Source organism: Streptomyces sp. NPDC048636 (genome assembly GCF_040650655.1).
Lineage (GTDB): Bacteria > Actinomycetota > Actinomycetes > Streptomycetales > Streptomycetaceae > Streptomyces.
In genome coordinates this window covers 109633-136301 of record NZ_JBEZHR010000001.1, presented here as the reverse complement: position 1 = coordinate 136301, position 26669 = coordinate 109633, and the positions used below count along the sequence as shown (strand labels likewise).

Annotated in this window: 24 protein-coding genes and 1 tRNA gene; 7 read left to right on the top strand and 18 right to left on the bottom strand. The window is 71.0% G+C overall.

Features of this window, described 5'->3' with window-relative positions; all coding sequences use genetic code 11:
- Positions 1 to 28: 28 nt before the first annotated feature.
- Positions 29 to 1162, top strand: a complete 1134-nt coding sequence (locus tag AB0C66_RS00630) for a hypothetical protein (protein ID WP_362431057.1) — start codon at positions 29 to 31, stop codon at positions 1160 to 1162.
- 69 nt (positions 1163 to 1231) lie between these two features.
- On the opposite strand, the gene AB0C66_RS00625 is transcribed toward AB0C66_RS00630, so the two are convergent.
- The 6 genes from AB0C66_RS00625 to AB0C66_RS00600 all read right to left on the bottom strand — a co-directional run bounded on the left by AB0C66_RS00625 (position 1232) and on the right by AB0C66_RS00600 (position 7077).
- On the bottom strand, positions 1232 to 2680 hold the full coding sequence (locus AB0C66_RS00625; protein ID WP_362431055.1) for a S41 family peptidase: 1449 nt from the start codon (positions 2678 to 2680) through the stop codon (positions 1232 to 1234).
- A 148-nt stretch (positions 2681 to 2828) separates the two neighbouring features.
- A complete protein-coding gene (locus AB0C66_RS00620; protein WP_362431052.1) occupies positions 2829 to 3527 on the bottom strand; it encodes a hypothetical protein in 699 nt (232 codons plus the stop codon).
- Positions 3528 to 3817: 290 nt separating this feature from the next.
- The gene (locus tag AB0C66_RS00615; protein WP_362431050.1) at positions 3818 to 5500 is read right to left on the bottom strand and encodes an RICIN domain-containing protein; all 1683 of its coding nucleotides are present in this window, start codon (positions 5498 to 5500) and stop codon (positions 3818 to 3820) included.
- Positions 5501 to 5722: 222 nt separating this feature from the next.
- Positions 5723 to 5944 carry a hypothetical protein gene (locus tag AB0C66_RS00610; RefSeq protein WP_362431047.1) on the bottom strand — a complete coding sequence of 74 codons (222 nt, stop codon included), beginning with the start codon at positions 5942 to 5944 and terminating at the stop codon, positions 5723 to 5725.
- 250 nt (positions 5945 to 6194) lie between these two features.
- Complete coding sequence (locus AB0C66_RS00605; protein ID WP_362431044.1) at positions 6195 to 6686, bottom strand: hypothetical protein; 492 nt, start codon at positions 6684 to 6686, stop codon at positions 6195 to 6197.
- Positions 6687 to 6995: 309 nt separating this feature from the next.
- Positions 6996 to 7077: transfer RNA gene (locus AB0C66_RS00600), tRNA-Tyr, on the bottom strand.
- A 189-nt stretch (positions 7078 to 7266) separates the two neighbouring features.
- Between AB0C66_RS00600 and AB0C66_RS00595 the strand changes: the two genes are divergently transcribed.
- A complete protein-coding gene (locus tag AB0C66_RS00595) occupies positions 7267 to 7755 on the top strand; it encodes a YajQ family cyclic di-GMP-binding protein (RefSeq protein WP_362431042.1) in 489 nt (162 codons plus the stop codon).
- Between the two features lie 160 nt (positions 7756 to 7915).
- Here AB0C66_RS00595 and AB0C66_RS00590 read toward each other — a convergent pair whose 3' ends face one another.
- The 12 genes from AB0C66_RS00590 to AB0C66_RS00535 form a co-directional block, all read right to left on the bottom strand.
- Positions 7916 to 8308, bottom strand: a complete 393-nt coding sequence (locus AB0C66_RS00590; RefSeq protein ID WP_362431040.1) for a YccF domain-containing protein — start codon at positions 8306 to 8308, stop codon at positions 7916 to 7918.
- Positions 8305 to 9168, bottom strand: coding sequence for a zinc metalloprotease HtpX (gene htpX / locus AB0C66_RS00585; RefSeq protein ID WP_362431037.1), 864 nt, complete (start codon positions 9166 to 9168; stop codon positions 8305 to 8307). Before htpX ends, AB0C66_RS00590 begins: the two co-directional genes overlap by 4 nt.
- Positions 9169 to 9313: 145 nt before the next feature.
- Positions 9314 to 10897 (bottom strand): NADH-quinone oxidoreductase subunit N, encoded by a 1584-nt coding sequence (locus tag AB0C66_RS00580; protein WP_362431035.1) that lies wholly within the window; start codon positions 10895 to 10897, stop codon positions 9314 to 9316.
- Positions 10897 to 12492, bottom strand: coding sequence for an NADH-quinone oxidoreductase subunit M (locus tag AB0C66_RS00575; protein WP_362431032.1), 1596 nt, complete (start codon positions 12490 to 12492; stop codon positions 10897 to 10899). Before AB0C66_RS00575 ends, AB0C66_RS00580 begins: the two co-directional genes overlap by 1 nt.
- Before the next feature lie 3 nt (positions 12493 to 12495).
- Positions 12496 to 14511, bottom strand: coding sequence for an NADH-quinone oxidoreductase subunit L (locus AB0C66_RS00570; RefSeq protein WP_362431030.1), 2016 nt, complete (start codon positions 14509 to 14511; stop codon positions 12496 to 12498).
- Positions 14508 to 14909 carry an NADH-quinone oxidoreductase subunit NuoK gene (gene nuoK / locus AB0C66_RS00565; RefSeq protein ID WP_362431027.1) on the bottom strand — a complete coding sequence of 134 codons (402 nt, stop codon included), beginning with the start codon at positions 14907 to 14909 and terminating at the stop codon, positions 14508 to 14510. The genes AB0C66_RS00570 and nuoK overlap by 4 nt, the downstream gene beginning before the upstream one ends.
- The gene (locus tag AB0C66_RS00560) at positions 14909 to 15520 is read right to left on the bottom strand and encodes an NADH-quinone oxidoreductase subunit J (protein WP_362433261.1); all 612 of its coding nucleotides are present in this window, start codon (positions 15518 to 15520) and stop codon (positions 14909 to 14911) included. Before AB0C66_RS00560 ends, nuoK begins: the two co-directional genes overlap by 1 nt.
- A 77-nt stretch (positions 15521 to 15597) precedes the next feature.
- The gene (locus AB0C66_RS00555) at positions 15598 to 16218 is read right to left on the bottom strand and encodes an NADH-quinone oxidoreductase subunit I (RefSeq protein ID WP_362431024.1); all 621 of its coding nucleotides are present in this window, start codon (positions 16216 to 16218) and stop codon (positions 15598 to 15600) included.
- A complete protein-coding gene (locus AB0C66_RS00550) occupies positions 16218 to 17183 on the bottom strand; it encodes a complex I subunit 1 family protein (RefSeq protein ID WP_362431021.1) in 966 nt (321 codons plus the stop codon). The genes AB0C66_RS00555 and AB0C66_RS00550 overlap by 1 nt, the downstream gene beginning before the upstream one ends.
- Positions 17180 to 18373, bottom strand: a complete 1194-nt coding sequence (locus AB0C66_RS00545) for an NADH-quinone oxidoreductase subunit C (RefSeq protein WP_362431019.1) — start codon at positions 18371 to 18373, stop codon at positions 17180 to 17182. The genes AB0C66_RS00550 and AB0C66_RS00545 overlap by 4 nt, the downstream gene beginning before the upstream one ends.
- On the bottom strand, positions 18370 to 18999 hold the full coding sequence (locus AB0C66_RS00540) for an NADH-quinone oxidoreductase subunit B family protein (protein WP_362431017.1): 630 nt from the start codon (positions 18997 to 18999) through the stop codon (positions 18370 to 18372). Before AB0C66_RS00540 ends, AB0C66_RS00545 begins: the two co-directional genes overlap by 4 nt.
- Positions 18990 to 19406 (bottom strand): NADH-quinone oxidoreductase subunit A, encoded by a 417-nt coding sequence (locus AB0C66_RS00535; RefSeq protein ID WP_176181380.1) that lies wholly within the window; start codon positions 19404 to 19406, stop codon positions 18990 to 18992. Before AB0C66_RS00535 ends, AB0C66_RS00540 begins: the two co-directional genes overlap by 10 nt.
- A gap of 269 nt (positions 19407 to 19675) precedes the next feature.
- Between AB0C66_RS00535 and AB0C66_RS00530 the strand changes: the two genes are divergently transcribed.
- From AB0C66_RS00530 to AB0C66_RS00510, 5 genes are all read left to right on the top strand, one after another.
- Positions 19676 to 20923 carry a sensor domain-containing protein gene (locus AB0C66_RS00530; protein ID WP_362431014.1) on the top strand — a complete coding sequence of 416 codons (1248 nt, stop codon included), beginning with the start codon at positions 19676 to 19678 and terminating at the stop codon, positions 20921 to 20923.
- 178 nt (positions 20924 to 21101) lie between these two features.
- Positions 21102 to 22445 carry a sensor domain-containing protein gene (locus AB0C66_RS00525; protein WP_362431011.1) on the top strand — a complete coding sequence of 448 codons (1344 nt, stop codon included), beginning with the start codon at positions 21102 to 21104 and terminating at the stop codon, positions 22443 to 22445.
- A 133-nt stretch (positions 22446 to 22578) separates the two neighbouring features.
- Complete coding sequence (locus AB0C66_RS00520; RefSeq protein ID WP_362433258.1) at positions 22579 to 23238, top strand: response regulator transcription factor; 660 nt, start codon at positions 22579 to 22581, stop codon at positions 23236 to 23238.
- 298 nt (positions 23239 to 23536) lie between these two features.
- Positions 23537 to 25489, top strand: coding sequence for a 2-oxoacid:acceptor oxidoreductase subunit alpha (locus tag AB0C66_RS00515; protein WP_362431008.1), 1953 nt, complete (start codon positions 23537 to 23539; stop codon positions 25487 to 25489).
- Positions 25482 to 26561 (top strand): 2-oxoacid:ferredoxin oxidoreductase subunit beta, encoded by a 1080-nt coding sequence (locus tag AB0C66_RS00510; protein ID WP_362431005.1) that lies wholly within the window; start codon positions 25482 to 25484, stop codon positions 26559 to 26561. The genes AB0C66_RS00515 and AB0C66_RS00510 overlap by 8 nt, the downstream gene beginning before the upstream one ends.
- Positions 26562 to 26669: the final 108 nt, after the last annotated feature.

Sequence of the window (26669 nt, the reverse complement as noted above, 5' to 3'; positions counted from 1 at the left end):
CCGTACTCGTACCTCAAGGGGGATTCCCATGCCATCGATCAGCTACCACGACGCCGTCAATGACGCCCTGGAACGGATGGACGACCTCGGTTACGAGCGCGGGGTCGGGGTGGACCTGGCCAACCACGGCCCGATGGGCGCCGAGGCGCTGGCCCTGCTCGGCCAGGAGGACGAGGTGGCCCGCTGGGTCAGCCGCTACCGGCGGGCCATGGAGCACCACGAACCACCGGCCTCGCGCTTCACCATCGACCCCGCGGACGAGTTCTCCTGGCGCCCGGCACTCGGCACCTTCCAGCGGGCCGGGGACTGGGAGCGGCTGTTCGTCCGGGAGCTCGACGGTGCCCACTGGCGTGAGGTCCTGGTCCGCTGGTGGCCGCGGCTGCTCCCGGGTCTGTTCGCCGGGCTGACCCACGGGCTGATCCGCACCGCCCACGCCGTACGCGGACTGTACGCCGCCGGGGACAGGCCGACCCCCATCCAACTGCGCGAGCTGGCACGGGGACTGGCGTACTGGGCGGCCCGCTACACCGCACTGCCCGGTGAACCGCGTCTCGACGGCCGCCGCCCGCTCGCCACCGCCGTCGCCGCGCTCCCCCGCCCACCGCAGGAGGGCGGCCTCGGCCCGGACACCGCCCGCCACCGCCTGGACACCCTCCCCCGGCTCCCCGGCTACGGCCAGGCACTGGTGTGCCTCACCCCCGAGCAGGCGCCCCGGCTTCTGAGCGAGATGACGGCGCAGTTCGCCGATGTCTACCTCGGTCACCCGGAGGTCTACCCGGTCCCGCTGATCCACGGCGTCACCGCCCCGGCCGCCGCCCGCCTGGTGCTCCCGCACCTGCCGCAGGAACTGCACGCCCCGACGGTGGCCCGGCTCTGGCAGGTCCAGACGGCCTTCCTGCTGGCGTTCACCGTCGACCGGCGCCACGAGGAGACGGCCGCCTGGCGCTCCGAGATCCCGGACCCGCCGCCACTGGCCGAGTTGGGCGCGCACGCCGCGGCCCACGGCGACGAGCACGTGGTGAAGTTCACCGAGGCGTGCCTGCGTGAGTACGCCCTGCGCCCCGACCCCCGCTACCCGGCCGCCATAGTGGCCGCGCTGCGGAGGATCACACCGCTGGACGAGGGCGGCGGGGTCGGCGGCATACGCCCGGACACGCCTTAGGCGTCCGCCCGGGACCCGCCTGCGGCGTAGGGCCCGGAGCCCGGCCGAGAACGCGCCGCCGCACCGGCGCTAACGGCTCTGGCGCCGCAGTTTCGCGACTGCCCGGGCGAAGGCCGAGTCGTGGGTGCCCGCTTCGATCTCCCGGAGAAAGTCTCCCGTGCGGATGCCGGGAGGGATTCCCTCGCCGTCGAAGGTGGTGCCGGACGGGGTGAGGTACTCCTCGTTCGGCAGACCGAAGTGCCAGCCGTTCGGAAGCGCACGCTCCATGACGTCCGAGAAGACGCCCTGCGTGTTCCGGCCGATCCGGGTGGTCTTCGCCGGACGCTGCATCAGGGCCTGGGTGAGGGTCTCACCGGCGCTGTAGGTCTCACCACCGGTGAGCACCGCGAGCGGGCCGGTGTACCGGGATCGGTGCGGTGTGGGCTGGACGTCCCACCGCTGCGGGCGGGTGAACCGGCTCGGGTCGCCCGGGTGGTTACGAGCCCGCTTGGCGTAGGCGAAGTAGGGGCGGTCGGTGAGGCGTTCGGCGATCCTCAGCGCCAGCGCGTCGGATCCGCCTCCGTTGATCCGCAGGTCGAGGACGAGTCCGCGCAGTCCCGGCTTGATCACCTGGGTCAGGGTCTGATCCAGAACAGCGCTGTTGCGGTCATAGGTGGGACTGTCCCCGTCGTACCCGCCGAAGCCGGAGATCCGCAGGTAACCGATGCCGTCCGGGAGTCGCGCGTACCCGATCCGGCCGTTCGCGAAGCTCCGCAGCCGCTTGCCGCCGAGGTCCGTCCGCTCGACGAAGCGCTGGGCCCGCCCGTCGAGGCCAGGGCCCGGGGCCACGGTGCCGGGGCGGCTCTGAGCGAAGTCCCCGGTCTCGCCCGCATCGATGTTCACATGCGCGTCGTAGAGCGGCCGCACCATCTCGCGCAGCAGCGCGAAGAGCTCGGCATCCGGCATTCCGTCGTGCACCTTGGGCCGGTACCGGTCCCGGACCGCCCGCCAGTCGATCCCCTTGGCGGCGAAGAAGGGATAGTTCTCCTCGAAGGTCTGCCAGAAGACGTCGAAGGTCCTCAGCGCACCCGTCGACGTGGCCTTCGCGCACCGGTCGGGCAGCGCCGGAAGCCGCCGCAGCGCGCGGTCACCGACCGAGCCGTCGAAGTGCAGGTTCGCGCCGGTCCCGTCCGCTTCCGGCCGTATCCGGTACACCGTCGCGTCGCCACCGGTGTAGATCACCGAGCCGTCGCCTCCGTGGCCGGTGCGTCGTGCGGCGCCGCCGGGCAGACAACTCACGCCTGTCGTCTGGTACTCCCGCAACCGCCCGTCCCGGATGGCCAGCACGGTGCCGTAGCCGTCGGTGCGCCATACGCCGTCCATCCCGTCCACGCCTTCGGCCGTGGGTGGTGCGGCGGCGACGGGACCGGCGGCGAGTGCCGTGCCGGCCACCACGGCGAGCAGGACGGCAGCCGCGACGCCCCTGCTCGTGGTCCGGTTCCTCGGCTCCCTGGCCCTCCTGGCCGATGAGTTCCCCATGCGCACGGTCGCCCCTTCTCTCCTCCGTCAGCTCCTGCCATTCATGATCTTCGGCAAGGGCTGGGGGCGGTATCCGGCTGACCGGTCCATCGGGACGGGGGAAGACCCCACCTCGGGCGAGTTGGGGACGGACGGCCGGGCTCGAGGGTTACGCCGCCGGGGGCGCCGGAGGCGCTGGCGGCGCTGGCGGCGCGCACTCGCGGGGAAGTGTGACCCTTCCGGGCTTGTGCGCGAACGTGTCCATCACGGCCCACTCGTCCAACTCGGGGTCGTAGAGGTTCTGGATGCCGAATTGCAGCACCTGCCAGAACGTACCCCGGTCGCGCTGGTCGACGTAGATGTCACCGAGGGCGAGCGGCAACCGCGGGAACGCCCCCGGCGGCAGGGTCGGCCGGACGACGCCGACCCTCCAGTGGTTCACATGGCGGTACGGCTTCCGCTGGAGGATCTCCCGGCCGACGAACCGCGCGTCCCTGAGCCCCTCGTTCAACTGCTCCAGATTGAATCCCGGGAACCGTGAGCACGGATGCTCCGTCACACCGGGCCACTTGTAGGTCAGCGTGTAGAGCGTGTCGCGGTAGATCAGGTTGGTGAACCAGATCGGGTACTGCGGCCCTCCCGCGATCATCTGGCTGTCGCCGTCGCGGCCCTCCCAGCTGAACGGGACCGTGATGCCCAGGTCCCGGACGACCCACTTGCCCTTACCCCGGAAGTTCCGCGGCAGGCGAGGCGGTGGTGGTGTGGGCGAACCGGCGCGTTCCGCGGCCATGGTCCCGAGCGACGGCGCGGCCCCGGCGGGCGCTGCGGCGCCGACCGGCGGCAGCCCCGCCGAGACGATGGCGATCATTGCGGCGAGGGCCGCCGATGTCGCCGTCCGTCGTGTGAGTCTCCAACCCATGGTCTCCCTCGGCTGTCGCGTCATGCGCCATGCGCCATCTACAGGGACAAAGTGCAACAAGTGGAATACTTCGTATCAGATGGCAGGAGGGATCGAGGGCACGGCGGGCCGCTCGCCCCGTCGCGGCCCCGCTCTTTCCCCTGTACGGCGGGGTGGGCCCGGGGTCGCCACAGCGAAGGCAGGTACGAGAAAGCCCCGGCCGCGCACGCGCGACCGGGGCTTTCCGCCAGCTGAGGTATTCAGCGGGGCACTTGCTGCCAGCTCTCGTCGGATGAGCTGTTGCAGGTGTACTGGATCAGTTGCGTGCCCTTGGTGGCCGCGGCTCCGAGGGCGAGGCATTTCCCGGAGTAGACATTCCGCAGGGTTTTATCGCCTTCGTCGTACCACCACTTCTCGTCGACCGCGCCGTTGCAGGTGTACTGGATCACCTTGGCGCTGTTGCCGAGTTTGCTCCCGACTCCCATGCACTTTCCTGAGTACTCGTTCCGCACGAAGTACGCGACATTGCCGTTCGAGTCCTTGGTGGGCTCGTATATCCAGCGCTCATCGCGGGCGTCGGTGCACCCCCACTGGATGACGGGAGCGCCGTTCCCCGTCTTGCTGGCACCGGCGGCGCACAGCGCGCTGTAGGAGTTGCGCAGATAGACGCTGCGATCGGCCGCTCGGGGCTTGAGCGAGAAGACGACGTTGTTCCCGATGTCTTCGTTGATGCCCCACAGCCTGCCGGAGGAGGGCGCGTACGAGAGGTTCTGCGTCAGGCTGGGCGAGCGGGTCAGCACCGTCGGGACGGCGCCGGGCTTCGCCCGGTAGATACAGGAGTAGGAGTGCTTGTCGGTGGGATCGGCGTCGCCCATATAGCCGTTGGGGCACTGGGCGGACAGGTAGTAGTACGTGCCGTCCGTGGCGACGCCCTGCAACTGACGGACCGGTGCCTGGAAGGCCGCGGTCGCGGTGGACGAACCGATGGTGTCGCCGTTGTCCGCGCGGGGAAGGGCGGTTGCCGGGTTCAGCGGCCAGCGCACCACCCGGGCGACCGGGCCGGTCTCTCCCTTGTAGTACTCGCCGGATACGAGGTGGTCCACCGAACCGCTGCGGTCCAGACTCAGCGACCCGAGGCATGAGCGCTTCGTACTGGGCTCGGCCGGGCAGTACCGCGCGTTCTTACCGGGTTCGATGGTGTAGTGGCCCACCATGGGCAGGGCCCAGTTGTGCCAGCGGGCGGAGGAGACGCCGTCCTTGACGCCCACCCCCTCCGAGCTGGTCTTCATCTTCCACATGTGCTGGAAGTCGTAGACCTGCAATTCGCCGCCGTTGGCCACGAAGAGCTTGTTTCCGTACCAGACCATGCCGTCGCCGTGGACATTGGTGACCGCTTCGAAATTGGCGTGCGACTCATCACCCGTCGGCTTCACCAGCAGCACATGACCGTACGTCCGCTCGCTTCCGTTGGAATCGAGGATGGAGACACGGCCGAACTGGTCCTGCGCCGTGTTGTCGCCGTAGAGCCAGCTCGCCAGATAGAGATGGCGGCCGTCGACGGTGCCACCGGGCTGGGCGTCATGCGAGGCGGTCAGCCCCTGCGGGCGCCAACCGCCCTTGTCGGAATAGGAGTTGCTGTTCGAGTCCTGCTCGTCCCAGCAGAAGCCGTTGTACTGGAACGATCCGTTGAGTCCCGTGGTGTGACACAGCGGGCGCCCGGTGTGCTGCCGGGACAGGGCGACATCCGCGGGCGACACCTTGGTGACGGCTCCCGAACTCTCCACGCCTCGGATCGCGGCGCCATTGGCGTCGTAGTCCGCATTGCGGTCGATGAGCATGCGGAAGTTCGAGACCACATCCTGACCGAGCGGCTTCAGCGGCCCCTCCGCCTCGTCCCCGCCGCCCGCGGCGGCGTGTCCCGGAACCAGAAATGCCAGTGTCACGAGTGCCGCGAGAGCGGACAGTAAGTATCCGAAGGGTTTTTTCGATTTCATCTCACTCAATTCCTTGGCCGAACAGAGCCCGCCGTACGGAGGTGCGGAACGCGATGGCGCCGGTGCTCTCGGGTACGGGCCCGGCCCGGAGTCTTCAGTGGGGCGCGTGCCGCCCGCTCCGGCCGGAGCAAGGCGCGCCGGGGCGTTCGACCAGCCCGAGACCTTCGTGCCTCATGCCGAACGGCGGTCGTGGACCTCGTCGTTCAGGTCGTCCGACCACTCTTCGGCGTCCTCGTCCGCCTCCGCGTTCTCTTCCTCGGCCGCGTTCTCTTCCGCGTCACGACGAGCCGCGTTTTCCCTGAGGGCCGCCCGCGCGTTCTCGATCACTTCGCGGGGCACCGGACCGAGAGCGTCGGACAGACGTCCCAACAATTCCGCCTGCTCGTCATCCATGGCTACGGCTCCCAACTGCGCGACGGTGGGCACCCCCGGCAGCGGCCTCACGGCGTCACGCGGACTCACTCTGCGAGTGCCTCACCCAGGCTTGTGCAATGTGGCCGGAAAGTCGTGAGCGCCGAGTGAACAACTGGCTTGGCAATGCGTCCACTCACGGGGTGGGGGACTCGCTCCCCGCACGACAACGGCCCCCGGGCCGCGTTTCCGCGGCCCGGGGGCCGTCAACTCCGCCCGGATCCGGCTAACTTCAGACCGGCGTACCCGGGATGGCGCTGAACCCGGGAGCGCACGCCGTCGCGATGTTCGCCGGAGTGAGGGGAGCCGCGCTGGAGGTTTCGCACTGGGCCTCGTAGAGGACCCCGTCGCTACCCAGCAGGGTGATGTAGAGGAGACCGGGGTCCTCCTCGGTCACGGAGACGGCCGTGTCCTCCGTACAGGTCGGAGCCCCGGGGACGAGGTTGAGGTTGATCCAGACCCCCGGACCCCGGCTGTCGTTCAGGAAGGCGCGCCCCCAGCGGTCCGTCGTCGAACGGAACACCGTCTCGAACAGATCGCTGCCCGAATAGTCCACGACAGCGGAGCTGACATCGCGCTCCCACGACGAACACTTTCCACCCGAGGAAGCGGTGGCCGCGGCCGACGGATCATCCGCGACCGCGGGCACGGCGACGAGGGATCCGACGAGCAGAGCTCCCGACGCCGCCGCGAGCCCCCTGGCCGCCCAAGCGAACTTCTTCATTGCTCCTGCCTTTCTTGGCCGTGAATTCAAAGGTTCACCGGCGGCCGAGCGGAAGGCATCTGATCGAGGCTGCATTGCGCGTATCCATCCAGAACGCCGAAACGAACCATGGCGAGGAGCGATATCCCACTGGAATCGCGCATTCTTGCATATTATTGGGCAAATCACCTTCGAGGAGTACACCTCATACCCCGATGGAGCACGGAAGGGACGCCGTCGCGGCGGCGGCCCCTTCCGGGCGCGGTCCACGCCCGCGAACGACAACGGCCCCCGGCCGCGTTTCCGCAGCTCGGGGGCCGTTTCCCAGTGTGGCGGCGCCAGGATTCGAACCTGGGTAGGCTAAGCCGACGGATTTACAGTCCGCTCCCATTGGCCACTCGGGCACACCGCCTGGGATGTGGCCAGGTGCTCCGCTCGCGCGTCGCTGCTCCCTGGCAACGACGTAAACAATACCTGATGCGGAGGGGTGGTTCGCCACCCGGTTGATCGCCTCTGGATCATGGCCGAGATCGCTAGGCTGACTGGTGCGGTCCGCTGGGCCGTGCCACTGACGGATCTACGTACGAGGAGCCAACTCAAGATGGCCGACTCCAGTTTCGACATCGTCTCGAAGGTCGAGCGGCAGGAGGTCGACAACGCTCTCAACCAGGCGAGCCGCGAGATCTCCCAGCGCTACGACTTCAAGAACGTCGGTGCCTCGATCGAGTGGTCGGGCGAGAAGATCGAGATGCGCGCCAACTCCGAGGAGCGGGTGAAGGCGATCCTCGATGTCTTCCAGTCCAAGCTGGTGAAGCGCGGGATCTCACTGAAGTCGCTGGACGCGGGCGAGCCGCAGGCGTCGGGCAAGGAGTACAAGATCTTCGCCTCGTTGCAGGAGGGGATCACTCAGGAGAACGCGAAGAAGGTCGCCAAGATCATCCGCGATGAGGGGCCCAAGGGCGTCAAGGCGCAGGTGCAGGGCGAGGAGCTGCGGGTGACGTCCAAGAGCCGGGACGATCTCCAGTCGGTGATCTCACTGCTCAAGGGCAAGGACTTCGACTTCGCGCTCCAGTTCGTGAACTACCGCTAGCCCCGTCTGACCTGTCTGAACCGTCTGACCTGCGCGAACATCACCGCAGAGGCTTCACGGGGCACAACGGGGACCCGTCCTCGTTGTGCCTCCCGCCCCGCCCGACGGGCCGCTCGAACGGGCCGACGGCACAAGCCCGGTCGGGCGCCGCCCAGGCGTCTCAGCGGCCCGCGAAGGGCTGGTCCGTGGGGACGATCTCGTGGCCCAGGGGGGTCAGGGAGATCGGGATGAGCTTGAAGTTGGCCAGGCCCAGGGGGATGCCGATGATCGTCAGGCACATCAGGACGCCGGTGATGATGTGGCCGAGGGCGAGCCACCAGCCCGCGAGGACGAGCCAGAGGACATTGCCCACGCAGGAGGGGGCGCCCGCGTCGCGGCGGGGGACTGCCATCCGGCCGAAGGGCCAGAGGGCGAACCCCGCTATGCGGAAGGAGGCGATACCGAAGGGGATGCCGATGATGGTGACGCAGAGCAGCAACCCGGCCAGCACATAGCCGCAGGCCATCCAGAAGCCGGCGAGGACCAGCCAGATGAGGTTCATGATCGTCTTCATCGCTGGTTCCCTGCCATCCGTTCGAGCCGTGCGATGCGCTCCCGCATGGGCGGGTGCGTGGAGAAGAGCTTGGACATCCCGCCACCGGCGCCGAAGGGGTTGGCGATCATCATATGGCTGGCGGTCTCCAGCCGGGGCTCCGGTGGCAGCGGAAGCTGCTTGGTCCCGGTCTCCAGCTTACGGAGGGCGCTGGCGAGTGCGAGGGGGTCGCCGGTGAGCTGGGCACCGGAGGCGTCCGCCTCGTACTCGCGGGAGCGGCTGACGGCGAGCTGGATCAGGGAGGCCGCCAGCGGGCCCAGGATCATGATCAGCAGCATGCCGAGGAAGCCGGGGCCCTCGTCGTCGTCGGACCGGCCGACGGGGATCAGCCAGGCGAAGTTGACCAGGAACATCACCACGCTGGCGAGGGCGCCCGCGATGGACGAGATGAGGATGTCGCGGTTGTAGACATGGCTCAGCTCATGGCCGATCACACCGCGCAGCTCGCGCTCGTCGAGCAGCCGCAGGATGCCGTCGGTGCAGCACACCGCCGCGTTCCTCGGGTTGCGGCCGGTGGCGAAGGCGTTGGGCGCCTCGGTCGGGGAGATGTAGAGGCGGGGCATGGGCTGGCGGGCGGCGGTGGAGAGCTCGCGGACCATGCGGTAGAGCTCGGGGGCCTCGAACTCGCTCACGGGACGTGCGCGCATGGCGCGCAGGGCCAGCTTGTCACTGTTCCAGTAGGCGTAGGCGTTGGTCGCGAGGGCGACGAAGACCGCGATGATCAGCCCCATCCGGCCGAAGAGACTGCCGATGACGATGATGAGCGCGGACAGTCCCCCGAGGAGTACGGCGGTCTTCAGCCCGTTGTGCCGGCGGTGCACGGTACGCCCTCCCAAGAGTGCCGCGGGGGAACCTTCGGTGGGGGTCTCCACCTTCCAGTGGACCCTCCCGAACTGGTCAACGCCAGGTGAGGGCCTCTGGTTCCCTTGTGCACACGGCTGGCGGCCGCGACCGGTGAGGATCAGATCACAGCAGCGAGCCCGAGGCGAACCGGAGCACGAGCTGGGGGGCGCCGGACAGGACGACGCCCAGGACGGCGGCGAGGCCGATGGCGGCGGTGAGCGGGCGGCTCCCCGTCCGGGTGAGCGCCGCCTCCCCCGTCGGGGCCGTGGCCGTCTCCCCGGCCGGGGCGCGGAAGAGCGCCGCGGTCCACTGGAGGTAGTAGTAGAGCGCGATCACCACGTTCACCGCCATCACCACGGCCAGCCAGCCCAGCCCCGCGTCCACGGCCGCGGAGAAGACGGTCACCTTGGCGAAGAGCCCGATGACGCCCGGTGGCAGCCCGGCCAGGCAGAGCAGGAAGAAGCCGAGGGCGAGGGCGGCGGCCGGGCGGGTGGCGTACAGACCGCGGTAGTCGGTGAGCCGGTTGCCCGGGCTGGTGCGGGCCACCAAGGCGGCCACGGCGAACGCGCCGAGGTTCACGGCCGCGTACATCAGGGCGTAGGCGACGGTGGAACCCACCGCGTGGGAGACGTCCTTCGCGCTGTCCCCGTACCCGGCGGCGGCGATCGGCACCAGCAGGTAGCCCGCCTGGGCGACCGAGGACCAGGCGAGCAGCCGGACGGCGCTGAAGGCGCGCTCGGGGCGCTGGCGCAGCGCGGCGGCGTTGCCCGCGGTCATGGTCAGCGCGGCGAGCACCGCGATCACCGGGCCCCACACCTCGGCGTAGGACGGGAAGGCGAGGACGGTCACCAGGATGAGACCGGAGAACCCGACCGCCTTACCGACGACGGAGAGGTAGGCGGCCACCGGGACCGGTGCGCCCACATAGGTGTCCGGCACCCAGAAGTGGAAGGGGACGGCCGCGGTCTTGAAGGCGAAGCCGACCAGGGTGAGCACGACGCCCGCCTGGGCGAGCGTGTCGAGCCGGGGGTCGACATGGGTGAGGCCCCCGGCGATCCGGGACAGGTGGAGGCTGCCGGTGGCGGCGTAGACGAAGCTGACGCCGAGCAGCATCACGGCGGTCGCGGTGACCGAGGAGAGGAAGAACTTCAGCGCGGCCTCGGAGGAGAGGCGGTCGCCGCGGCGCAGCCCGACCAGGGCGAAGGCCGGGAGGGAGGCCACCTCCAGGGCGATGACGAGGGTCGCCAGATCGCGGGAGGCGGGCAGCAGGGCCGCCCCGGCGGCGGAGGACAGCAGCAGGAACCAGAACTCTCCCGCGGGGAGTTTGAGATCCGCGACGTTGCTGATGGACAGCAGCGCGGTGAGCAGCGCTCCGCCGAGCACCAGGAACTGGATGACAAGCGCGAAGCTGTCCGCCGTGTAGCTGCACACGTCGGCGTCGGCGGTCAGACAGAAGGTGGCGCGGTCGCCGTCCAGCAGCGGCAGCAGACTGAGCGCGGCCAGGGCGAGGCCCCCGACGGCCAGCCAGCCCAGCAGCGGCTTGCGGCGCTCGGGCAGGAAGAGGTCGGCGACGAGGCAGACCAGGGCGGCCACGGCGGCGATGGTGGGCGGGGCGATGGCGAGCCAGTCGACCGACTGGACCAGGCTCCCGGCGAGCGCCGTGGAGTCCGCGGCGAGCCCGGTGGGGCCCGGGGCGATCGGGGTCATCACTTGCCTCCCGCGAGGAGCTGCTGCACGGCCGGGTCGCTGAGGCCGAGGAGGGCCGCGGGCCAGAGTCCGGTGAGGACGGTGAGGGCCACCAGGGGGCTCCAGGCGGCTGCCTCATGGCCCCGGACGTCGGCCAGGGCGGGCCGTGCCGCGCCGGGTTCGGCGGGGTGCTGTCCGGGCTCGGCGGGGTGGTCGCCCATGCAGACGCGGCGTACGACGATGAGCATGTAGGCGGCGGTCAGCAGGGTGCCGAGACCCGCGAGCGCCATGAAGGTGAGATACGCCGGGCGGCTCAGCCCCTCGGCGGGCCGGAACGCGCCGAACATGGCGAGCATCTCGCCCCAGAATCCGGCGAGTCCGGGCAGCCCCAGGGAGGCGACGGCGCCGAAGGCGAGCAGTCCGCCCAGGCGTGGCGCCCGCCCGTAGAGGGCCGCGCCGCTGGTGCCGGAGAGCTGGTCGAGGTCGCTGGTGCCGGTGCGGTCCTTGACCGCGCCGACGAGGAAGAACAGCAGCCCGGTGATCAGACCGTGGGCGATGTTGGCGAACAGCGCGCCGTTGACCCCGGTGGGCGTGAGGGTCGCGATGCCCAGCAGCACGAAGCCCATATGGCCGACGGAGGAGTACGCGATCAGCCGCTTGAGGTCGCCCTTGGCCCCGGTACGGGCGAGCGCCAGACAGGCGAGCGATCCGTAGAGGATGCCGACGACGGCGAACGCGGCGAGGTAGGGCGCGTAGGTGTGGGCACCGTCGGGGGTCATCGGCAGCACGATGCGGACCAGCCCGTAGGTGCCCATCTTGAGCAGGACGCCCGCCAGGAGGACGGAGCCGACGGTGGGGGCGGCGGTGTGGGCGTCGGGCAGCCAGCTGTGCAGCGGCCACATCGGGGCCTTGACGGCCAGTCCGGCGATGATGGCCAGGGCGGCGATCAGCTGGGTGGTGTGGCCGAGCCCGGAGCCGTTGTCGGCGGCGAGGGCCACCATGTCGAAGGTGCCGCCCTCGATCCCGACGAGGAGCAGGCCGAGCAGCATGATGACGGAGCCGAGCAGCGTGTAGAGGATGAACCGCCAGGCGGCGCGCTCCCGTTCGGCGCCTCCCCATCGGTTGATGAGGAAGTACATCGGGATGAGCACCGTCTCGAACGCCAGGAAGAACAGCATCAGGTCGAGGACCGCGAAGCTGGCGAGGGTGCCGCCCTCCAGGAGCAGCAGCAGCGAGACGAACCCCTTGGGGGACGGCCCGGCGGGCTGGTTGAAGTAGCCGTAGAGCGCGCAGAGGAAGGTCAGCAGCGCGGTCAGCACCAGCAGCGGCAGCGAGACGCCGTCCACCCCGAGGTGGAACCGGATGTCCAGCGCCGGGATCCAGTCGACATCGGTCTGCGCCTGCATCCGGGCCGGGCGGTCGTGGTCGAACCCGGCGGCCAGGGCGACGGTCGCGGCCAGCACCACGCCGGTGACGGTCACACCATGCCGGAGCACGGCCTGTTCGGGGCCGCGGCCCCGCAGCCCGGGCGGGGCCGGGAGCAGGGCGGCGACGGAGCCGAGCAGCGGCAGCGCGACGACGGCCAGGAGGAGGACTTGCAGGGCGGTGTGGTTCACGGGTCAGGCTCCCGCTGCGACGAGGACGGCGGCGACGGCCAGGACGAGGGAGCCCGCGAGCAGTGCGCCGAGGTAGGTCTGCACATTGCCGTTCTGGGCGCGGCGGACGGCCGCGCCGAACAGGCCGGGCGCACCGGCCGCGGCGCGTACGTAGGTCTCGATGACCTCGCGGTCGAGGAAGCGGACCAGACCGGCGGCGGCGCGCACCGGGCGGACGAACAGCGCGCTGTAGACGGCGTCGAGGTGGAAGCCGGTGGCGGCGTGGCGGTGCAGCGGGCCGAGCAGGAGGCGGCCGGGGTCGGCCGGGTCGGCCGCCGCCGCGACGGATCCGTAGGCGGCCTCGTGGGTGGCGATGGCCTCGGCCTCGGAGACGGCGTCGGCGGCGTCCGGGTGGGCGGCCACCGCGCCGAGCGGGACGCGGGCGGCGAGGGCGGAGGTGTGCCGCCAGGCGCCGTACATCACCAGGGCTCCGGCGAGGGCCATCCCGGTGCCCAGGACGGAGGTGGTGAGGGTCGGGGTGAGGCTCTCGCCGTCGAACCAGTCGGGCAGTGCGCCGTAGGTCAGGCCGAGCGCGGCGGTGGGCAGGAACAGCACCCACAGCACGGCGTTCATGGCGACCGGCTGCTTCCCGTGGTCCGGGGCGGGCTCGCCCGTGCCGCGGAAGGCCATCAGCCACAGCCGGGCGGCGTACCCGGCGGTGAGCAGGGCGGTGAGCAGTCCGGCGACGAGGACGGTCCAGCCGACGCCCTCGGGGATGTCGGTGGTGTGGCCGGTGGCGGCGTGCTCGGCGGCACCGAGGACGGCCTCCTTGGAGAAGAAGCCCGCGAAGGGCGGGATCGCGGCGAGCGCGAGCAGCGCGACCGTCACGGTCCAGAAGGCGTCGGGGATCCGCTTGGTGAGGCCGCTCATCCGGGACATGGCGGCGAGCGAGTTGGTCCCGGCGGCGTGGATGATCACGCCCGCGCCGAGGAAGAGGAGCGCCTTGAACGCACCGTGCGCGATGAGGTGGAAGACGGCGGCGCCGCGGTCGCCCACGGCCAGCGCGCCCGTCATATAGCCGAGCTGGCCGACGGTCGAGTAGGCCAGCACCCGCTTGATGTCGTCCTGGGCGAGCGCGGCGAGCGCCGAGCCGACCATGGTGACGGCCGCCATGGCGGCGAGCACGGCGAGCGCGGCGGCGGAGGAGACGAAGACGGGGAGCAGCCGGGCGATGAAGTAGACACCGGCGGCGACCATGGTCGCGGCGTGGATGAGCGCGGAGACCGGGGTGGGACCGGCCATCGCGTCGGGCAGCCAGGTGTGCAGCGGGAACTGCGCGGACTTGCCCGCGACCCCGGCGAGCAGCAGCAGCGCGATCAGCGTCGGATGGTCCAGCGGGGCGCCGGTGTCGGAGGTGAGCCGGTGGACGATGCCGCTGATGCTGAAGGTGCCGGTGTCGCCCGCGAGCGCGAAGAGGCCGATCAGGAACGGGACATCGCCCAGCTTGGTGACCAGGAACGCCTTCAGGGAGGCGGACCGGGCGGCCGCGGTCTCCCAGTAGTGGCCGACCAGGAAGTACGAGCAGATGCCCATGATCTCCCAGCCGACCAGCAGCACGATGAGGTCGTCGGAGTAGACGACGAGCATCATCGCGGAGGTGAAGAGGGAGACCAGCGCGGCGTAGGAGGGGTAGCGCGGGTCGTCGCGCAGATAGCCGGTCGAGTAGATCTGGACGCAGCAGGCCACGACGCCGACCAGGACCGCGACCAGGGCGGCGAAGCCGTCGATGTTCAGGGCGAGGTCGATGGGGACCGAGCCGGTGTCGGCGAGCCGGGTCGAGGCGTGCAGCGGCGCCGTTCCGGAGCCCTCTCCCCCGCCCTGGCGTACGGCGACGAGGACGGCGAGCGCGGCCGCGGCCAGCGTGGGCAGCACGGCGAGCGGGCGGACGAAGCCGGGGGCGCGGCGGCCCGCGGCGAGGCCCGCGAGGGCGCCGAGGAAGGGCAGCAGGGGGACGAGAACGGCGGCGGTCGTGGTCGTCACGCGGTCTGCCTCCGGACGGGAGTTGCCTCGTCGGCGCCGTTGTCGGTGGGGGCTGTCACGCTGTTGTCAGCGGCGGGGGTGCCGGCCGGAGGGGGGTCGGCGAGGTCCCGGAGCCGGTCGACGTCGGCGGTGCCGCGGTTGCGGTGGACGAGGAGGACGATGGCGAGACCGATGCCGATCTCGGCGGCGGCGATGGCGATGGTGAACAGGGTGAGCGCCTGGCCCGCGTGCAGGGTGTCGCGGAGCCAGACGTCGAAGGCGACGAGGTTGAGGTTGACGGCGTTGAGCATCAGCTCGACCGACATCAGCACCAGGATCGCGTTGCGGCGGGCGAGCACGCCGTAGAGGCCGGTGCAGAAGAGGAGGACGGCGAGGACGGCGGGGTAGGCGAGGTGCATCAGCGCGTCTCCTTGCCGTTGTCGGGTCCGCCGGTGCCGGGGGCGTTCGTGCCGGGGGCGTTCGTGTCGGGCTCGGCGTTCCTGCCGGTGGCCCGGTCGCTCTTGTCGCCGTCCTTGCGGGACAGCACGATCGCGCCGACGAGCGCGGCGAGCAGCAGCACCGACAGCGCCTCGAACGGCAGCACCCAGTGCCGGAAGAGGCTCTCGCCGGAGACCGCGGTGGAGCCCTGTACGCCCTTGTCGAGGTCGATCCAGGTGGTCCGGAAGGCGTCCACGACCACCCAGACCAGCGCGGCCGCGGCGGCGACGGCCACCGCGAGCGCGGCCGGGCGGTTGCCCGAATCGGCGTCCGGTGAGCGGCCGATGGGCGCCTTGGTGAGCATCAGCCCGAAGAGGAGGAGGACCACGACGGAGCCGACGTAGATCAGCACCTGCACCCAGGCGATGAACTCCGCCGTCAGCAGCAGGTACTCCACGGCGAGACCGCCGAGCGTGACCACCAGCCAGAGGGCGGCGTGCACCAGCTGTTTGGTGGTGACGGTGACGAGGGCCGCGCCGAAGGTGGCGAGACCGACGAGGAGGAACGCGATCTCGACACCGGTGGGCGACAGAAAGCCGTGGCCCGCGGCGGCGAGACCGTGACCGGCGAACTCACGGCCGGTGGCTGCCGCGAGCTGGACTGCGGAACTCACGAGGCGGCTCCGTTCCCGCGGGAGGTGTCACCGGGGGTGCCGTCGTCGGTGCCGTTCGGCCCAGCGGCATCGGCGGCTTCGGCGGCCGCGGCCGCCTCCGCGGCGGCCAGCTTGTCGGCGGCCTTACGGGCGGCGGCGATCTCCTTGGGCTCCTCCGCGGCCGGGTCGAGCGCGGGCGGTGCGGGCACCGTCCACATCCAGTCGCGGAGCTTGTCCCGCTCATGGGTGAGCTCGCGGATATCGGTCTCGGCGTACTCGAACTCCGGCGACCAGAACAGCGCGTCGAACGGACACACCTCGATGCAGATGCCGCAGTACATGCACAGCGCGAAGTCGATGGCGAACCGGTCCAGCACGTTCCGGCTGCGCTCCCGCCCGCCGGGGGCGGCCGGGGGCACCGTCTCCTTGTGGGAGTCGATGTAGATGCACCAGTCCGGGCACTCCCGGGCGCAGAGCATGCAGACCGTGCAGTTCTCCTCGAACAGCCCGATCACCCCGCGGGTGCGGGGCGGCAGTTCGGGCTGTGCGTCCGGATACTGCGCGGTGTGCGACTTCCGGGTCATCGTGCGCAGGGTGACGGCCAGACCCTTGGCCAGGCCGGAACCGGGGATGCCCATCAGGAGATCACCACCTTGACGACGCCGGTGAGGGCGATCTGGGCCAGGGAGAGCGGGATGAGGCAGGTCCAGGCGAACCGCTGGAGCTGGTCCTCGCGCAGCCGGGGATAGGTCACCCGCAGCCAGATCACCACGAAGGCGAGGACCGCGGTCTTCAGCAGGGTCCACAGCCAGCCGAGGTCATCGGCGAGCGGACCGTGCCAGCCGCCGAGGAAGAGCACGGTGGTCAGCGCGCAGAGGATGACGATGCCCGCGTACTCGGCGAGCAGGAAGAGCGCGAAGCGCAGCCCGGTGTACTCGGTGTACGCACCGAAGATGATCTCGGAGTCGGCCACCGGGGCGTCGAACGGCGGACGTTGCAGCTCGGCCAGGCCCGCGGTGAAGAACACCACGCCGCCGACGATCTGCCACGGCACCCACCACCAGGCGAAGGCGTCGAGGATGCCGGGCAGCGAGACGGTGCCCGCGGCCATCGCCACGGACGCGGCGGTGAGCAGCATCGGCAGCTCGTAGGCCATCAGCTGGGCGGCCGTGCGCAACCCGCCGAGGAGCGAGAACTTGTTGGCCGAGGCCCAGCCCGCCATCAGCGAGCCCAGGACGCCGACGCCCATCACGGCGAGCACGAAGAAGATCCCGGCGTCCACGAACTGGCCGACGGCGCCCTCGGCGGGGCCGATCGGGATCGCGACGAGCACCAGGAGGTACGGGAGCAGCGCGACGGCCGGTGCGAGCTGGAAGATCCGCCGGTCGGCCCCGGCCGGGACGACGTCCTCCTTCTGCGCGAACTTCACGCCGTCCGCGACGAGCTGGGCCCAGCCGTGGAAGCCGCCCGCGTACATCGGTCCGAGGCGGCCCTGCATATGGGCCATCACCTTGTGCTCGGTCTGTCCGACGACCAGCGGCAGGACCAGGAAGGCGAGCAGCAGGGCGAGCAGTCGCAGTGCGACGTCGAGGACGTCGTTCACCCGGTGCCTCCTGGCTGGTCGTCGTTGCGGGGCGGTTGCTCTTCGGCTTCCGGTTCCGCGGCGTCCGGCGCCGCCTCCTGGTCGCCCGTGGATTCGTCGTCGTGCGCCGGGCGGGCGTGGTGCCAGGGGGCATCGGAGGACCGCGTCCGCCGTGCGGGCGGCGTCTGCGAGGGTTCCGCAGACGCCGGGCCTTCGGTGGTCTCCGCGCGCTGGCTGGCCGAGCCCTCACCAACGCCGCGCGGCCGCCGCGCGGGCCGCTCACCCGGAGCCGCCGCGTCCGGCGCCGGAGCCGCCGTCTCGGGAGCGGGGGCCGCCGCGTCGGGCTCTGCGGGCGTCGGGCTTTCGGTGGTCTCCGCGCGCTGGCTGGCCGAGCCCTCACCAACGCCGCGCGGCCGCCGTGCGGGGCGCTCGGTCGGGGTGGGGGGCGCCGCGTCGCGTTGGGTGGCCGAGCCGGCGCCCGCGGTGCGGGTGCGCCGTGCCGGGCGCTCGCCCGCCGTACGGGCGCCACGGGCCGGGGCGGGCGGCAACTGGCCCTTGAGCGGGCCCCATTCGTTGGGGTCGGGAACGCCCGGCGGCAGCATCTGCCGCCGCTTGGGGCCGCCGTGGTCGGACTCCCCCGGCTCCTTCGCGCCCGGCCACGCCTTGGCGACCCGGGCCGCCAGGACGAAGTCCTTGCGCAGCGGATGGCCCTCGAAGCCGTCGGGGAGCAGCAGCGGCGCCAGATGGGGGTGGCCGGTGAAGCCGATCCCGAACATCTCGTGGGTCTCGCGCTCGTGCCAGCCCGCACCGGCGTAGACGCCGGTGGCGGTCGGCAGCGCGGGCGCGTCGTGCGGCACCGTGGTGCGGACCAGCAGGGTGCGCACCGCGGGGCCCGGGGCCGTGGGCCCGCCGAGCGCGACGACGTACGCGGCGACGCGGAATCCCGTGCCCGGTTCGTCGACCGCGCTCAGCCAGTCGAAGTAGGTGCAGCCGAGGGTGTCGCGGACCGTCTCCAGCGCCGCGATCCAGGAGTCGGCGGGGACGTCCACGGTGAGCAGACCGTACGCCTCCTCGGCCGTGGCACCCTCGCCGAAAAGCTCGGCGGCGGACCGCGGCAGCCAGCCCACGGGCGGCGCGGCGGCCGGGGCCGGGACGGCGTCCGGCGCCGTCTCCTGTGAGGGCTCGGTCGGTTCGGGTCGCTGCTCGGTCATCGGGTGTCTTCCTGCGCCGGAGGCTGCTGCGGAGGCGTGACCAGACCGCTGCGGAGGGCGGCCGTGGAGGGACGGCCCGCGGCGGCGTCCGGTCCGTAGCGCTCGCCCAGCGATTCGCGGGCGATCTTCTCCTGGAGCTTGAGGATGCCCTGGAGCAGGGCCTCCGGCCGGGGCGGGCAGCCGGGGACGTACACATCGACCGGGAGGATCTGGTCGACACCCTTGGTCACCGAGTACGAGTCCCAGTACGGGCCGCCGCAGTTGGAGCAGGCCCCGAAGGAGATCACATACTTCGGCTCCGGCATCTGCTCGTACAGCCGCTTCACCGCGGGTGCCATCTTGTCCGTGACCGTGCCGGACACGACCATCAGGTCGGCCTGGCGCGGCCCCGGCGCGAAGGGGATCACGCCGAGCCGGATGAAGTCATGGCGGGCCATGGACGCCGCGATGAACTCGATGGCGCAACAGGCCAGGCCGAAGTTGAAGACCCACAGGCTGTAGCGGCGGCCCCAGTTCAGGACCACCTTCATCGGCTCGGGGGCCAGCCGGGCGAGCGCGCCGAGGCGGCGGGGCTCCGGGAGATCCACCGGGGTCGGCGCCGGAGTCGGCGTCGGTGTCACGTCCATTCCAGGACGCCCTTCTTCCATGCGTACAGCAGACCTACGGCGAGGAACCCGAGGAAGATGAACATCTCCACCAGCGTGGCGGCACCGAAGCCGGGCGCGGCGAAGACCGTCGCCCACGGGAACAGGAAGATCGAGTCCACCGCGAAAATCACGTACAAGAAAGCGTAGACGTAGTAGCGGACCTGGGTGTGTGCCCAGCCCTCGCCCACCGGGTCCACACCGCATTCGTACGTCAGCAGCTTCTCGGGCGTCGGCACCACGGGGCGCAGCAGCCGCCCGGCCCCGAAGGCCACCGCGACGAAGATCACCCCGACCGCTCCGAGCAGACCGACCACCGCGTAACCGTGGAAGTAGTCGGCCGCGAGCTGGACGCTGGTGGTGGTGCGCACGGTCGTCGCCTCCGGCACGTCCGCCCCTCGCTCCCTGTCCTGGCTTGTCTGGCCCGCTCCTCGTCGACCTCGTGTGTTCGACGATCCGTACGGACGGGAGTCTAGGCCCTGACGGTCCCCCGCTGATCCGCCCGTCCGGCATGCGGCGGGGACGGACCCGGCCCGGGTGCGCCCCGCGCCGCGCGGGCTGTGGTGATACGTCCCGCATCAGGTGGGGTTAGCCCTACGTCCCGTCCGGCGACGGACCCCATGGCGCCGGGGCTCCGCGCCCGGCACTCTTGGCTGCTATGACCTCCCGTTCCTCCGGTTCTTCCGGTTCCGTCGGCTCGGTCGGCCCCGTCGGCGCTGTCGGCTCTGCCGCCCCCGCCGCGGAAGGCGCCGATGAGCGCCTGCCCCCGCCGCCCGCCTTCGCCTTTCCCGCGCAGACGTGGAAGGAGATCGTCCATCTGCTGCTGAATCTGCCGCTGGGCATCGTCGGCTTCGCCTACGCCGTCACCTGGGTCTGTGTGGGCGCGGGGCTGTCGGTCACGGTGGTGGGACTGCCGGTGCTGGCCGCCGGACTGATCGGCGGGCGGATGTTCGGCCGGTTCGAGCGGTCCCGGGCCAGGGCGCTGCTGGCGCTGCGTATGGACGAGCCCAGCCGACTGCCGCATACGCGGGACCAGAGCTTCTTCGCCCGGCTGTGGACGAGTCTGCGGGACCCGGTGGGCTGGCGGAGCGCCCTGTACGCCTTCATCCGGCTGCCGTGGGGCGTGCTCACCTTCGCCATCGCGCTGACCTCGCTGTTCGTCGCCTGGCCGGTGCTGCCCTGGATCGCCCGCGCGCTCACCAACGTGGACCGGGCGATGGTGCGCGCGCTGCTGGCGCCCTCGGACGAGCTGGAGCGGCGGATCGCGGAGCTGGAGTCGGACCGGGGCACGGTGGTGGACACCGCCGCCGCCGATCTGCGCCGTATCGAACGCGATCTGCACGACGGAGCGCAGGCCCGGCTGGTCGCCCTCGCCATGGGCCTCGGTCTGGCCAAGGAGAAGCTCGAGGAGGACCCGGAAGCGGCGGCCAAGATGGTCGACGAGGCCCACGGCGAGGTGAAACTCGCCCTCCAGGAGCTACGGGACCTCGCCCGAGGCATCCACCCCGCCATCCTCACCGACCGCGGACTCGGCCCCGCGCTCTCCGCGCTCGCCGCCCGCTGCACGGTGCCGGTCACCGTGACCGTCGACCTGCCGGACCGGCCCGCGCCCGCCATCGAGGGCATCGCCTACTTCACCGTCTCCGAACTCCTCCAGAACATCAGCAAGCACAGCGGCGCCCGGACGGCGGCGGTGGAGATGTGGCACGCGGACCGCAGACTGCTGTTCCAGGTGCGGGACGACGGACGCGGCGGGGCGACCACGACCGGCGGCAGCGGACTGGCGGGCCTGGCCGAACGGCTGGGTTCGGTCGACGGGCTGTTCAGGGTGGACTCCCCGGCGGGCGGGCCGACGACGGTCACCGCCGAGCTGCCCTGGCGGGACCGCGTCGCGACGGCCCGCTGAGGGCGGTCGAAGGTACGGCCCGGGTGAACCGCGGGAGGTGGGGCTAACCCCCGGGTGAAGACGCCCACCTCCCCGATGGTCCGGCCCACCGCCCTCGGGGAGCCTTGAGCCACACGGACGACGCACCCACTTCAGACCCCGCGCCGGAGCACCCGGCGCCCGGAGGACGGACACCACGATGGCCACCGCATACGGACCGTACGGGCCTGGGGCCAGGCCGCACGGCAGTCTCGTCGCGGCGCTGCGGGCCCCGTTCGAGGGCCGCGTCTGGCGCGAACTCCTCTATCTGCTGATCAGCCTGCCGATGGCCGTCATCTCCTTCGCCTACACGGTCACGATGGTCACGCTGGGTGCCGGGCTGCTGATCACCTTCCTGGGGATACCGGTGCTCGGGCTCGCCCTCGCGGGCTGCCGGGCGCTGGGCTTCGTGGAGCGGGCGCGGGCCCGGGGGCTGCTCGGTCTCGCGGTGGCCGACCCCGAACCGGTCCGTCCCAGGAGCGGCAAGGACGACCGCCGCGGGACCGGGCCGCTGGCCTGGGTGGGGGCGGTCCTCAAGAGCGGCACCTCCTGGCGCCATGTGCTCTACGCGCTGCTCCATCTGCCGTGGGCCATCTTCGCGTTCGTCGTCGCGACCGTGCTCTTCAGCTTCGGCTGGGGCTTCGTGACCTATCCGCTGTGGCACTGGGTCCAACCCACCTACGGCGACCAGCCGGGCATTCAGCTGTGGGGCGACCACGACGGGAACGCCTTCTATCTGGACTCCCCGCTGGAGATCGCCGCGACCTGTGTGGTCGGGGCGGTGGTGCTGCTGCTGATGCCGCCGACGATCCACGGTCTGACCTCGGTCGACCGGCTGATGGTGGCGGGGCTGCTGGGTCCGTCCCGGCTGGCCACCCGGGTCTGGGAGCTGGAGTCGGACCGGGGCACGGTGGTGGACACCGCCGCCGCCGATCTGCGCCGTATCGAACGCGATCTGCACGACGGAGCGCAGGCCCGGCTGGTCGCCCTCGCCATGGATCTGGGCCTGGCGAAGGAGAAGCTCGAGGAGGACCCGGAAGCGGCGGCCAAGATGGTCGACGAGGCCCACGGCGAGGTGAAACTCGCTCTCCAGGAGCTACGGGACCTCGCCCGAGGCATCCACCCCGCCATCCTCACCGACCGCGGACTCGGCCCCGCGCTCTCCGCGCTCGCCGCCCGCTGCTCCGTGCCCGTCACCGTGACGGTGGACCTTCCCTACCGGCCCGCGCCCGCCATCGAGGGCATCGCCTACTTCACCGTCTCCGAACTCCTCCAGAACATCAGCAAGCACAGCGGCGCCCGGACCGCCGAGGTCGATGTGTGGCGGGCGGAGGACCGGGTGATGCTCCAGGTCACCGATGACGGCCGGGGCGGAGCCAACACCTCCGTCGGATCCGGGCTCGCCGGTCTCGCCGAACGGCTCGACGCGGTGGACGGCATCCTCGTCGTCCACTCCCCGTCCGGCGGCCCGACCGCGGTCACCGCCGAGCTGCCCTGGCGCTGACGGACCGGGCCGCCGACGGACCCGGTGCCCCTGCCCCCTCTCCCGCCGGGTCCGCGCGACGTCGGCGTCCGAATCCTGGGATGCTGGTCCCGACAATCCGAACGAACGGGGGCCGTGCATCGTGGAGGACAGAGTGCGGGTGGTCATCGCCGAGGATTCGGTGCTGCTGCGGGAGGGGCTGACCCGGCTGCTGACCGACCGTGGGCATGAGGTGGTCGCGGGGGTGGGCGACGCCGACGCGCTGATCAAGTCGATCCGCGAGCTGGCGGACGAGGGCGCGCTGCCGGATGTGGTGGTGGCCGATGTGCGGATGCCGCCGACCCACACCGACGAGGGGGTGCGGGCGGCCGTCCGGCTGCGCCGCGACCACCCGGGACTGGGTGTGCTGGTGCTGTCACAGTACGTGGAGGAGCAGTACGCGACGGAGCTGCTGGCGGGCAGCAGCCGCGGGGTGGGCTATCTGCTGAAGGACCGGGTGGCCGAGGTCCGCGAGTTCGTGGACGCCGTGGTGCGGGTCGCCGAGGGCGGTACCGCACTCGACCCGGAGGTGGTCGCCCAGCTGCTGGGCCGCAGCCGTAAGCAGGACGTACTGGCCGGGCTCACCCCGCGGGAGCGCGAGGTGCTGGGGCTGATGGCCGAGGGCCGGACGAACTCGGCGATCGCCCGGCAGCTGGTGGTGAGCGACGGGGCGGTCGAGAAGCACGTCAGCAACATCTTCCTGAAGCTGGGACTGTCGCCGAGTGACGGGGATCACCGTCGGGTCCTCGCGGTGCTCACGTATCTCAACTCCTGACCGGCCGATCAGAACCGTGACCGCCGGTGTGACCTGTCGTCAGGGCCCAGGTCCGGACGGGGGCGTACAGGGCCGTCCCGGCGCCAAAGCGGGGCCAAAGGCTGAACGGGGGATCAGCGGAGATGACAACACGGGGGAGGGTACACGTCATGTCAAACCGTGACATAAAGGGTCAAGGTGGCGACGTCCACCATGTGATCCAGCCAAGGAAGGCGACCCTTACCGACGTACGATGGTCATGGGACAACCGGTCGGCACCGACTGTCCAGGAGCGCCGCCTCGAGGGAGGTCCGAAGCAGTGACCAGCCAGGTCAGTAGCCCGGCCGAGCAGGCCGAACCAGCCGATCAGCAGGGCGGGCCCGGGTCCGCCGGGGAGCGGCGGACATCGGACGGCACCAAGGAGATCCGCCGCCTGGACCGCGTGATCATCCGGTTCGCGGGTGACTCGGGCGACGGTATGCAGCTCACCGGTGACCGGTTCACCTCGGAGACGGCGTCGTTCGGCAACGACCTGTCCACCCTGCCGAACTTCCCGGCGGAGATCCGCGCCCCCGCCGGCACACTGCCGGGAGTCTCCAGCTTCCAGCTGCACTTCGCCGATCACGACATCCTCACCCCCGGCGACGCCCCCAATGTGCTGGTGGCGATGAACCCGGCCGCGCTGAAGGCCAATCTGGGCGATGTGCCGCGCGGGGCCGAAATCATCGTCAACACCGATGAGTTCACCAAGCGTCCGATGGCGAAGGTGGGCTATGAGACCAGCCCGCTGGAGGACGGCTCGCTGGACGGTTACCACGTCCACCCGGTGCCGCTGACGACCCTGACCATCGAGGCCCTGAAGGAGTTCGGGCTGTCCCGCAAGGAGGCGGAGCGCAGCAAGAACATGTTCGCGCTCGGCCTGCTGTCGTGGATGTACCACCGGCCCACCGAGGGCACCGAGAAGTTCCTGCGCCAGAAGTTCGCGAAGAAGCCGGAGATCGCGGAGGCCAACGTCGCGGCGTTCCGGGCGGGCTGGAACTTCGGCGAGACCACCGAGGACTTCGCCGTCTCCTACGAGGTGGCACCGGCGACCACCGCCTTCCCGGCGGGCACGTACCGCAATATCTCCGGGAACCTGGCGCTGTCCTACGGGCTGATCGCCGCCTCCCGCCAGGCCGATCTGCCGCTGTTCCTCGGCTCGTACCCGATCACCCCGGCCTCCGACATCCTGCATGAGCTGTCGCGCCACAAGAACTTCGGCGTGCGCACCTTCCAGGCCGAGGACGAGATCGCGGGCATCGGCGCCGCGCTGGGCGCCGCCTTCGGCGGGGCGCTGGCCGTGACCACCACCTCCGGCCCGGGGGTGGCGCTGAAGTCCGAGACCATCGGGCTCGCGGTGTCGCTGGAGCTGCCGCTGCTGGTGATCGACATCCAGCGCGGCGGGCCCTCCACGGGGCTGCCCACCAAGACCGAACAGGCCGATCTGCTCCAGGCCATGTACGGGCGGAACGGCGAGGCGCCGGTGCCGATCGTGGCCCCGCGGACCCCGGCCGACTGCTTCGACGCCACGCTGGACGCGGCCCGGATCGCACTGGCCTACCGCACCCCGGTCTTCCTGCTCTCCGACGGCTACCTGGCCAACGGCTCGGAGCCCTGGCGGATCCCGGAGATCGACGATCTGCCCGATCTGCGGACGCAGTTCGCCACCGGGCCCAACCATGTGCAGGCCGACGGCACCGAGGTGTTCTGGCCGTACAAGCGCGACCCCGAGACCCTGGCCCGCCCCTGGGCCGTACCCGGCACACCCGGTCTCGAGCACCGCATCGGCGGGATCGAGAAGCAGGACGGCACGGGCAACATCTCCTATGACCCGGCCAACCACGACCATATGGTCCGTACCCGGCAGGCCAAGGTGGACGGTGTCCAGGTGCCGGACCTCGAGGTGGACGACCCCACCGGCGACGCCCGCACCCTGGTGCTGGGCTGGGGTTCGACCTACGGACCCATCACCGCGGCGGTCCGCCGGGTGCGCGGCGCGGGCGACCGGATCGCCCAGGCCCATCTGCGTCATCTCAACCCCTTCCCGGCCAACCTCGGGAAGGTGCTGGAGGGTTACGACAAGGTGGTGGTGCCGGAGATGAACCTGGGCCAGCTCGCCACCCTGATCCGTGCCCGCTATCTCGTCGACGCCCGCTCCTTCACCCAGGTAAGGGGGCTGCCGTTCAAGGCCGAGCAGCTCGCCACGGCCCTTAAGGAGGCCATCGATGACTGAGACCGTCGCGCACGGGGTGCCCGGCATCGAGGCGCTCTCACTGGTCCCCAAGGCCGAGGCCAAGCAGTCCATGAAGGACTTCAAGTCCGATCAGGAAGTGCGCTGGTGCCCCGGCTGCGGTGACTACGCGATCCTGGCCGCCGTCCAGGGGTTCATGCCGGAACTGGGCCTGGCCAAGGAGAACATCGTCTTCGTCTCCGGTATCGGCTGCTCCTCCCGCTTCCCGTACTACATGAACACCTACGGGATGCACTCCATCCACGGCCGCGCCCCCGCCATCGCCACCGGTCTCGCCGCCTCGCGCCGCGATCTGTCGGTGTGGGTGGTCACCGGTGACGGCGACGCGCTGTCCATCGGCGGCAACCATCTGATCCACGCCCTGCGGCGCAACGTCAACCTGAAGATCCTGCTGTTCAACAACCGCATCTACGGGCTGACCAAGGGGCAGTACAGCCCGACCTCCGAGGTCGGCAAGATCACCAAGTCCACGCCGATGGGCTCGCTGGACGCGCCCTTCAACCCGGTGTCGCTGGCGCTGGGCGCCGAGGCCAGCTTTGTCGCCCGCACCGTGGACTCCGACCGCAAGCACCTCACCGAGGTGCTGCGACAGGCCGCCGCCCACCCGGGCACCGCGCTGGTGGAGATCTACCAGAACTGCAATATCTTCAACGACGGCGCCTTCGAGGTCCTCAAGGACAAGCAGCAGGCCGAGGAGGCCGTCATCCGGCTGGAGCACGGCCGGCCGATCCGCTTCGGCGCCGACGGGGCCAAGGGCGTGGTCCGCGACCAGGCCACCGGCGATCTGGAGGTGGTCACGGTCACCGCGGAGAACGAGGACCGGATCCTGGTCCACGACGCCCACGCCGCCTCCCCCACCACGGCCTTCGCGCTGTCGCGGCTGGCCCACCCGGACACCCTGCACCACACCCCCATCGGCGTGCTGCGCAGTGTCGAGCGGGCGGTCTACGACACCGATATGGCGACCCAACTCGACGCCGCCGTCGAGCAGAAGGGCAAGGGCGACCTCGGCGCACTGCTCGCCGGGAACGACACCTGGACCGTCGTGGGCTGAGCCGCCACCGCCGTTCCGTACCCGCCCCCGTGAGCGCTCCGGCGCCCGCGGGGGCGTTCGTACGTCCGGGCGCAGGGGGCCGCCCGGCCGGAGCGTCGGACCGCGGCA

Bases quoted from the DNA above. Each gene is read 5' to 3' on its own strand.
- AB0C66_RS00590 (WP_362431040.1), bottom strand. From the start codon at position 8,308: ATGAAGACGATCATGAACCTCATCTGGCTGGTCCTCGCCGGCTTCTGG.
- nuoK (WP_362431027.1), bottom strand. From the start codon at position 14,909: ATGCACCTCGCCTACCCCGCCGTCCTCGCCGTCCTCCTCTTCTGCACC.
- AB0C66_RS00610 (WP_362431047.1), bottom strand. From the start codon at position 5,944: ATGGATGACGAGCAGGCGGAATTGTTGGGACGTCTGTCCGACGCTCTC.
- AB0C66_RS00620 (WP_362431052.1), bottom strand. From the start codon at position 3,527: ATGATCGCCATCGTCTCGGCGGGGCTGCCGCCGGTCGGCGCCGCAGCG.
- AB0C66_RS00580 (WP_362431035.1), bottom strand. From the start codon at position 10,897: ATGACCCCGATCGCCCCGGGCCCCACCGGGCTCGCCGCGGACTCCACG.
- AB0C66_RS00625 (WP_362431055.1), bottom strand. From the start codon at position 2,680: ATGGGGAACTCATCGGCCAGGAGGGCCAGGGAGCCGAGGAACCGGACC.
- AB0C66_RS00530 (WP_362431014.1), top strand. From the start codon at position 19,676: ATGACCTCCCGTTCCTCCGGTTCTTCCGGTTCCGTCGGCTCGGTCGGC.
- AB0C66_RS00545 (WP_362431019.1), bottom strand. From the start codon at position 18,373: ATGACCGAGCAGCGACCCGAACCGACCGAGCCCTCACAGGAGACGGCG.
- AB0C66_RS00595 (WP_362431042.1), top strand. From the start codon at position 7,267: ATGGCCGACTCCAGTTTCGACATCGTCTCGAAGGTCGAGCGGCAGGAG.
- AB0C66_RS00555 (WP_362431024.1), bottom strand. From the start codon at position 16,218: ATGGGCATCCCCGGTTCCGGCCTGGCCAAGGGTCTGGCCGTCACCCTG.
- AB0C66_RS00630 (WP_362431057.1), top strand. From the start codon at position 29: ATGCCATCGATCAGCTACCACGACGCCGTCAATGACGCCCTGGAACGG.
- AB0C66_RS00510 (WP_362431005.1), top strand. From the start codon at position 25,482: ATGACTGAGACCGTCGCGCACGGGGTGCCCGGCATCGAGGCGCTCTCA.
- AB0C66_RS00540 (WP_362431017.1), bottom strand. From the start codon at position 18,999: ATGGACGTGACACCGACGCCGACTCCGGCGCCGACCCCGGTGGATCTC.
- AB0C66_RS00525 (WP_362431011.1), top strand. From the start codon at position 21,102: ATGGCCACCGCATACGGACCGTACGGGCCTGGGGCCAGGCCGCACGGC.
- AB0C66_RS00605 (WP_362431044.1), bottom strand. From the start codon at position 6,686: ATGAAGAAGTTCGCTTGGGCGGCCAGGGGGCTCGCGGCGGCGTCGGGA.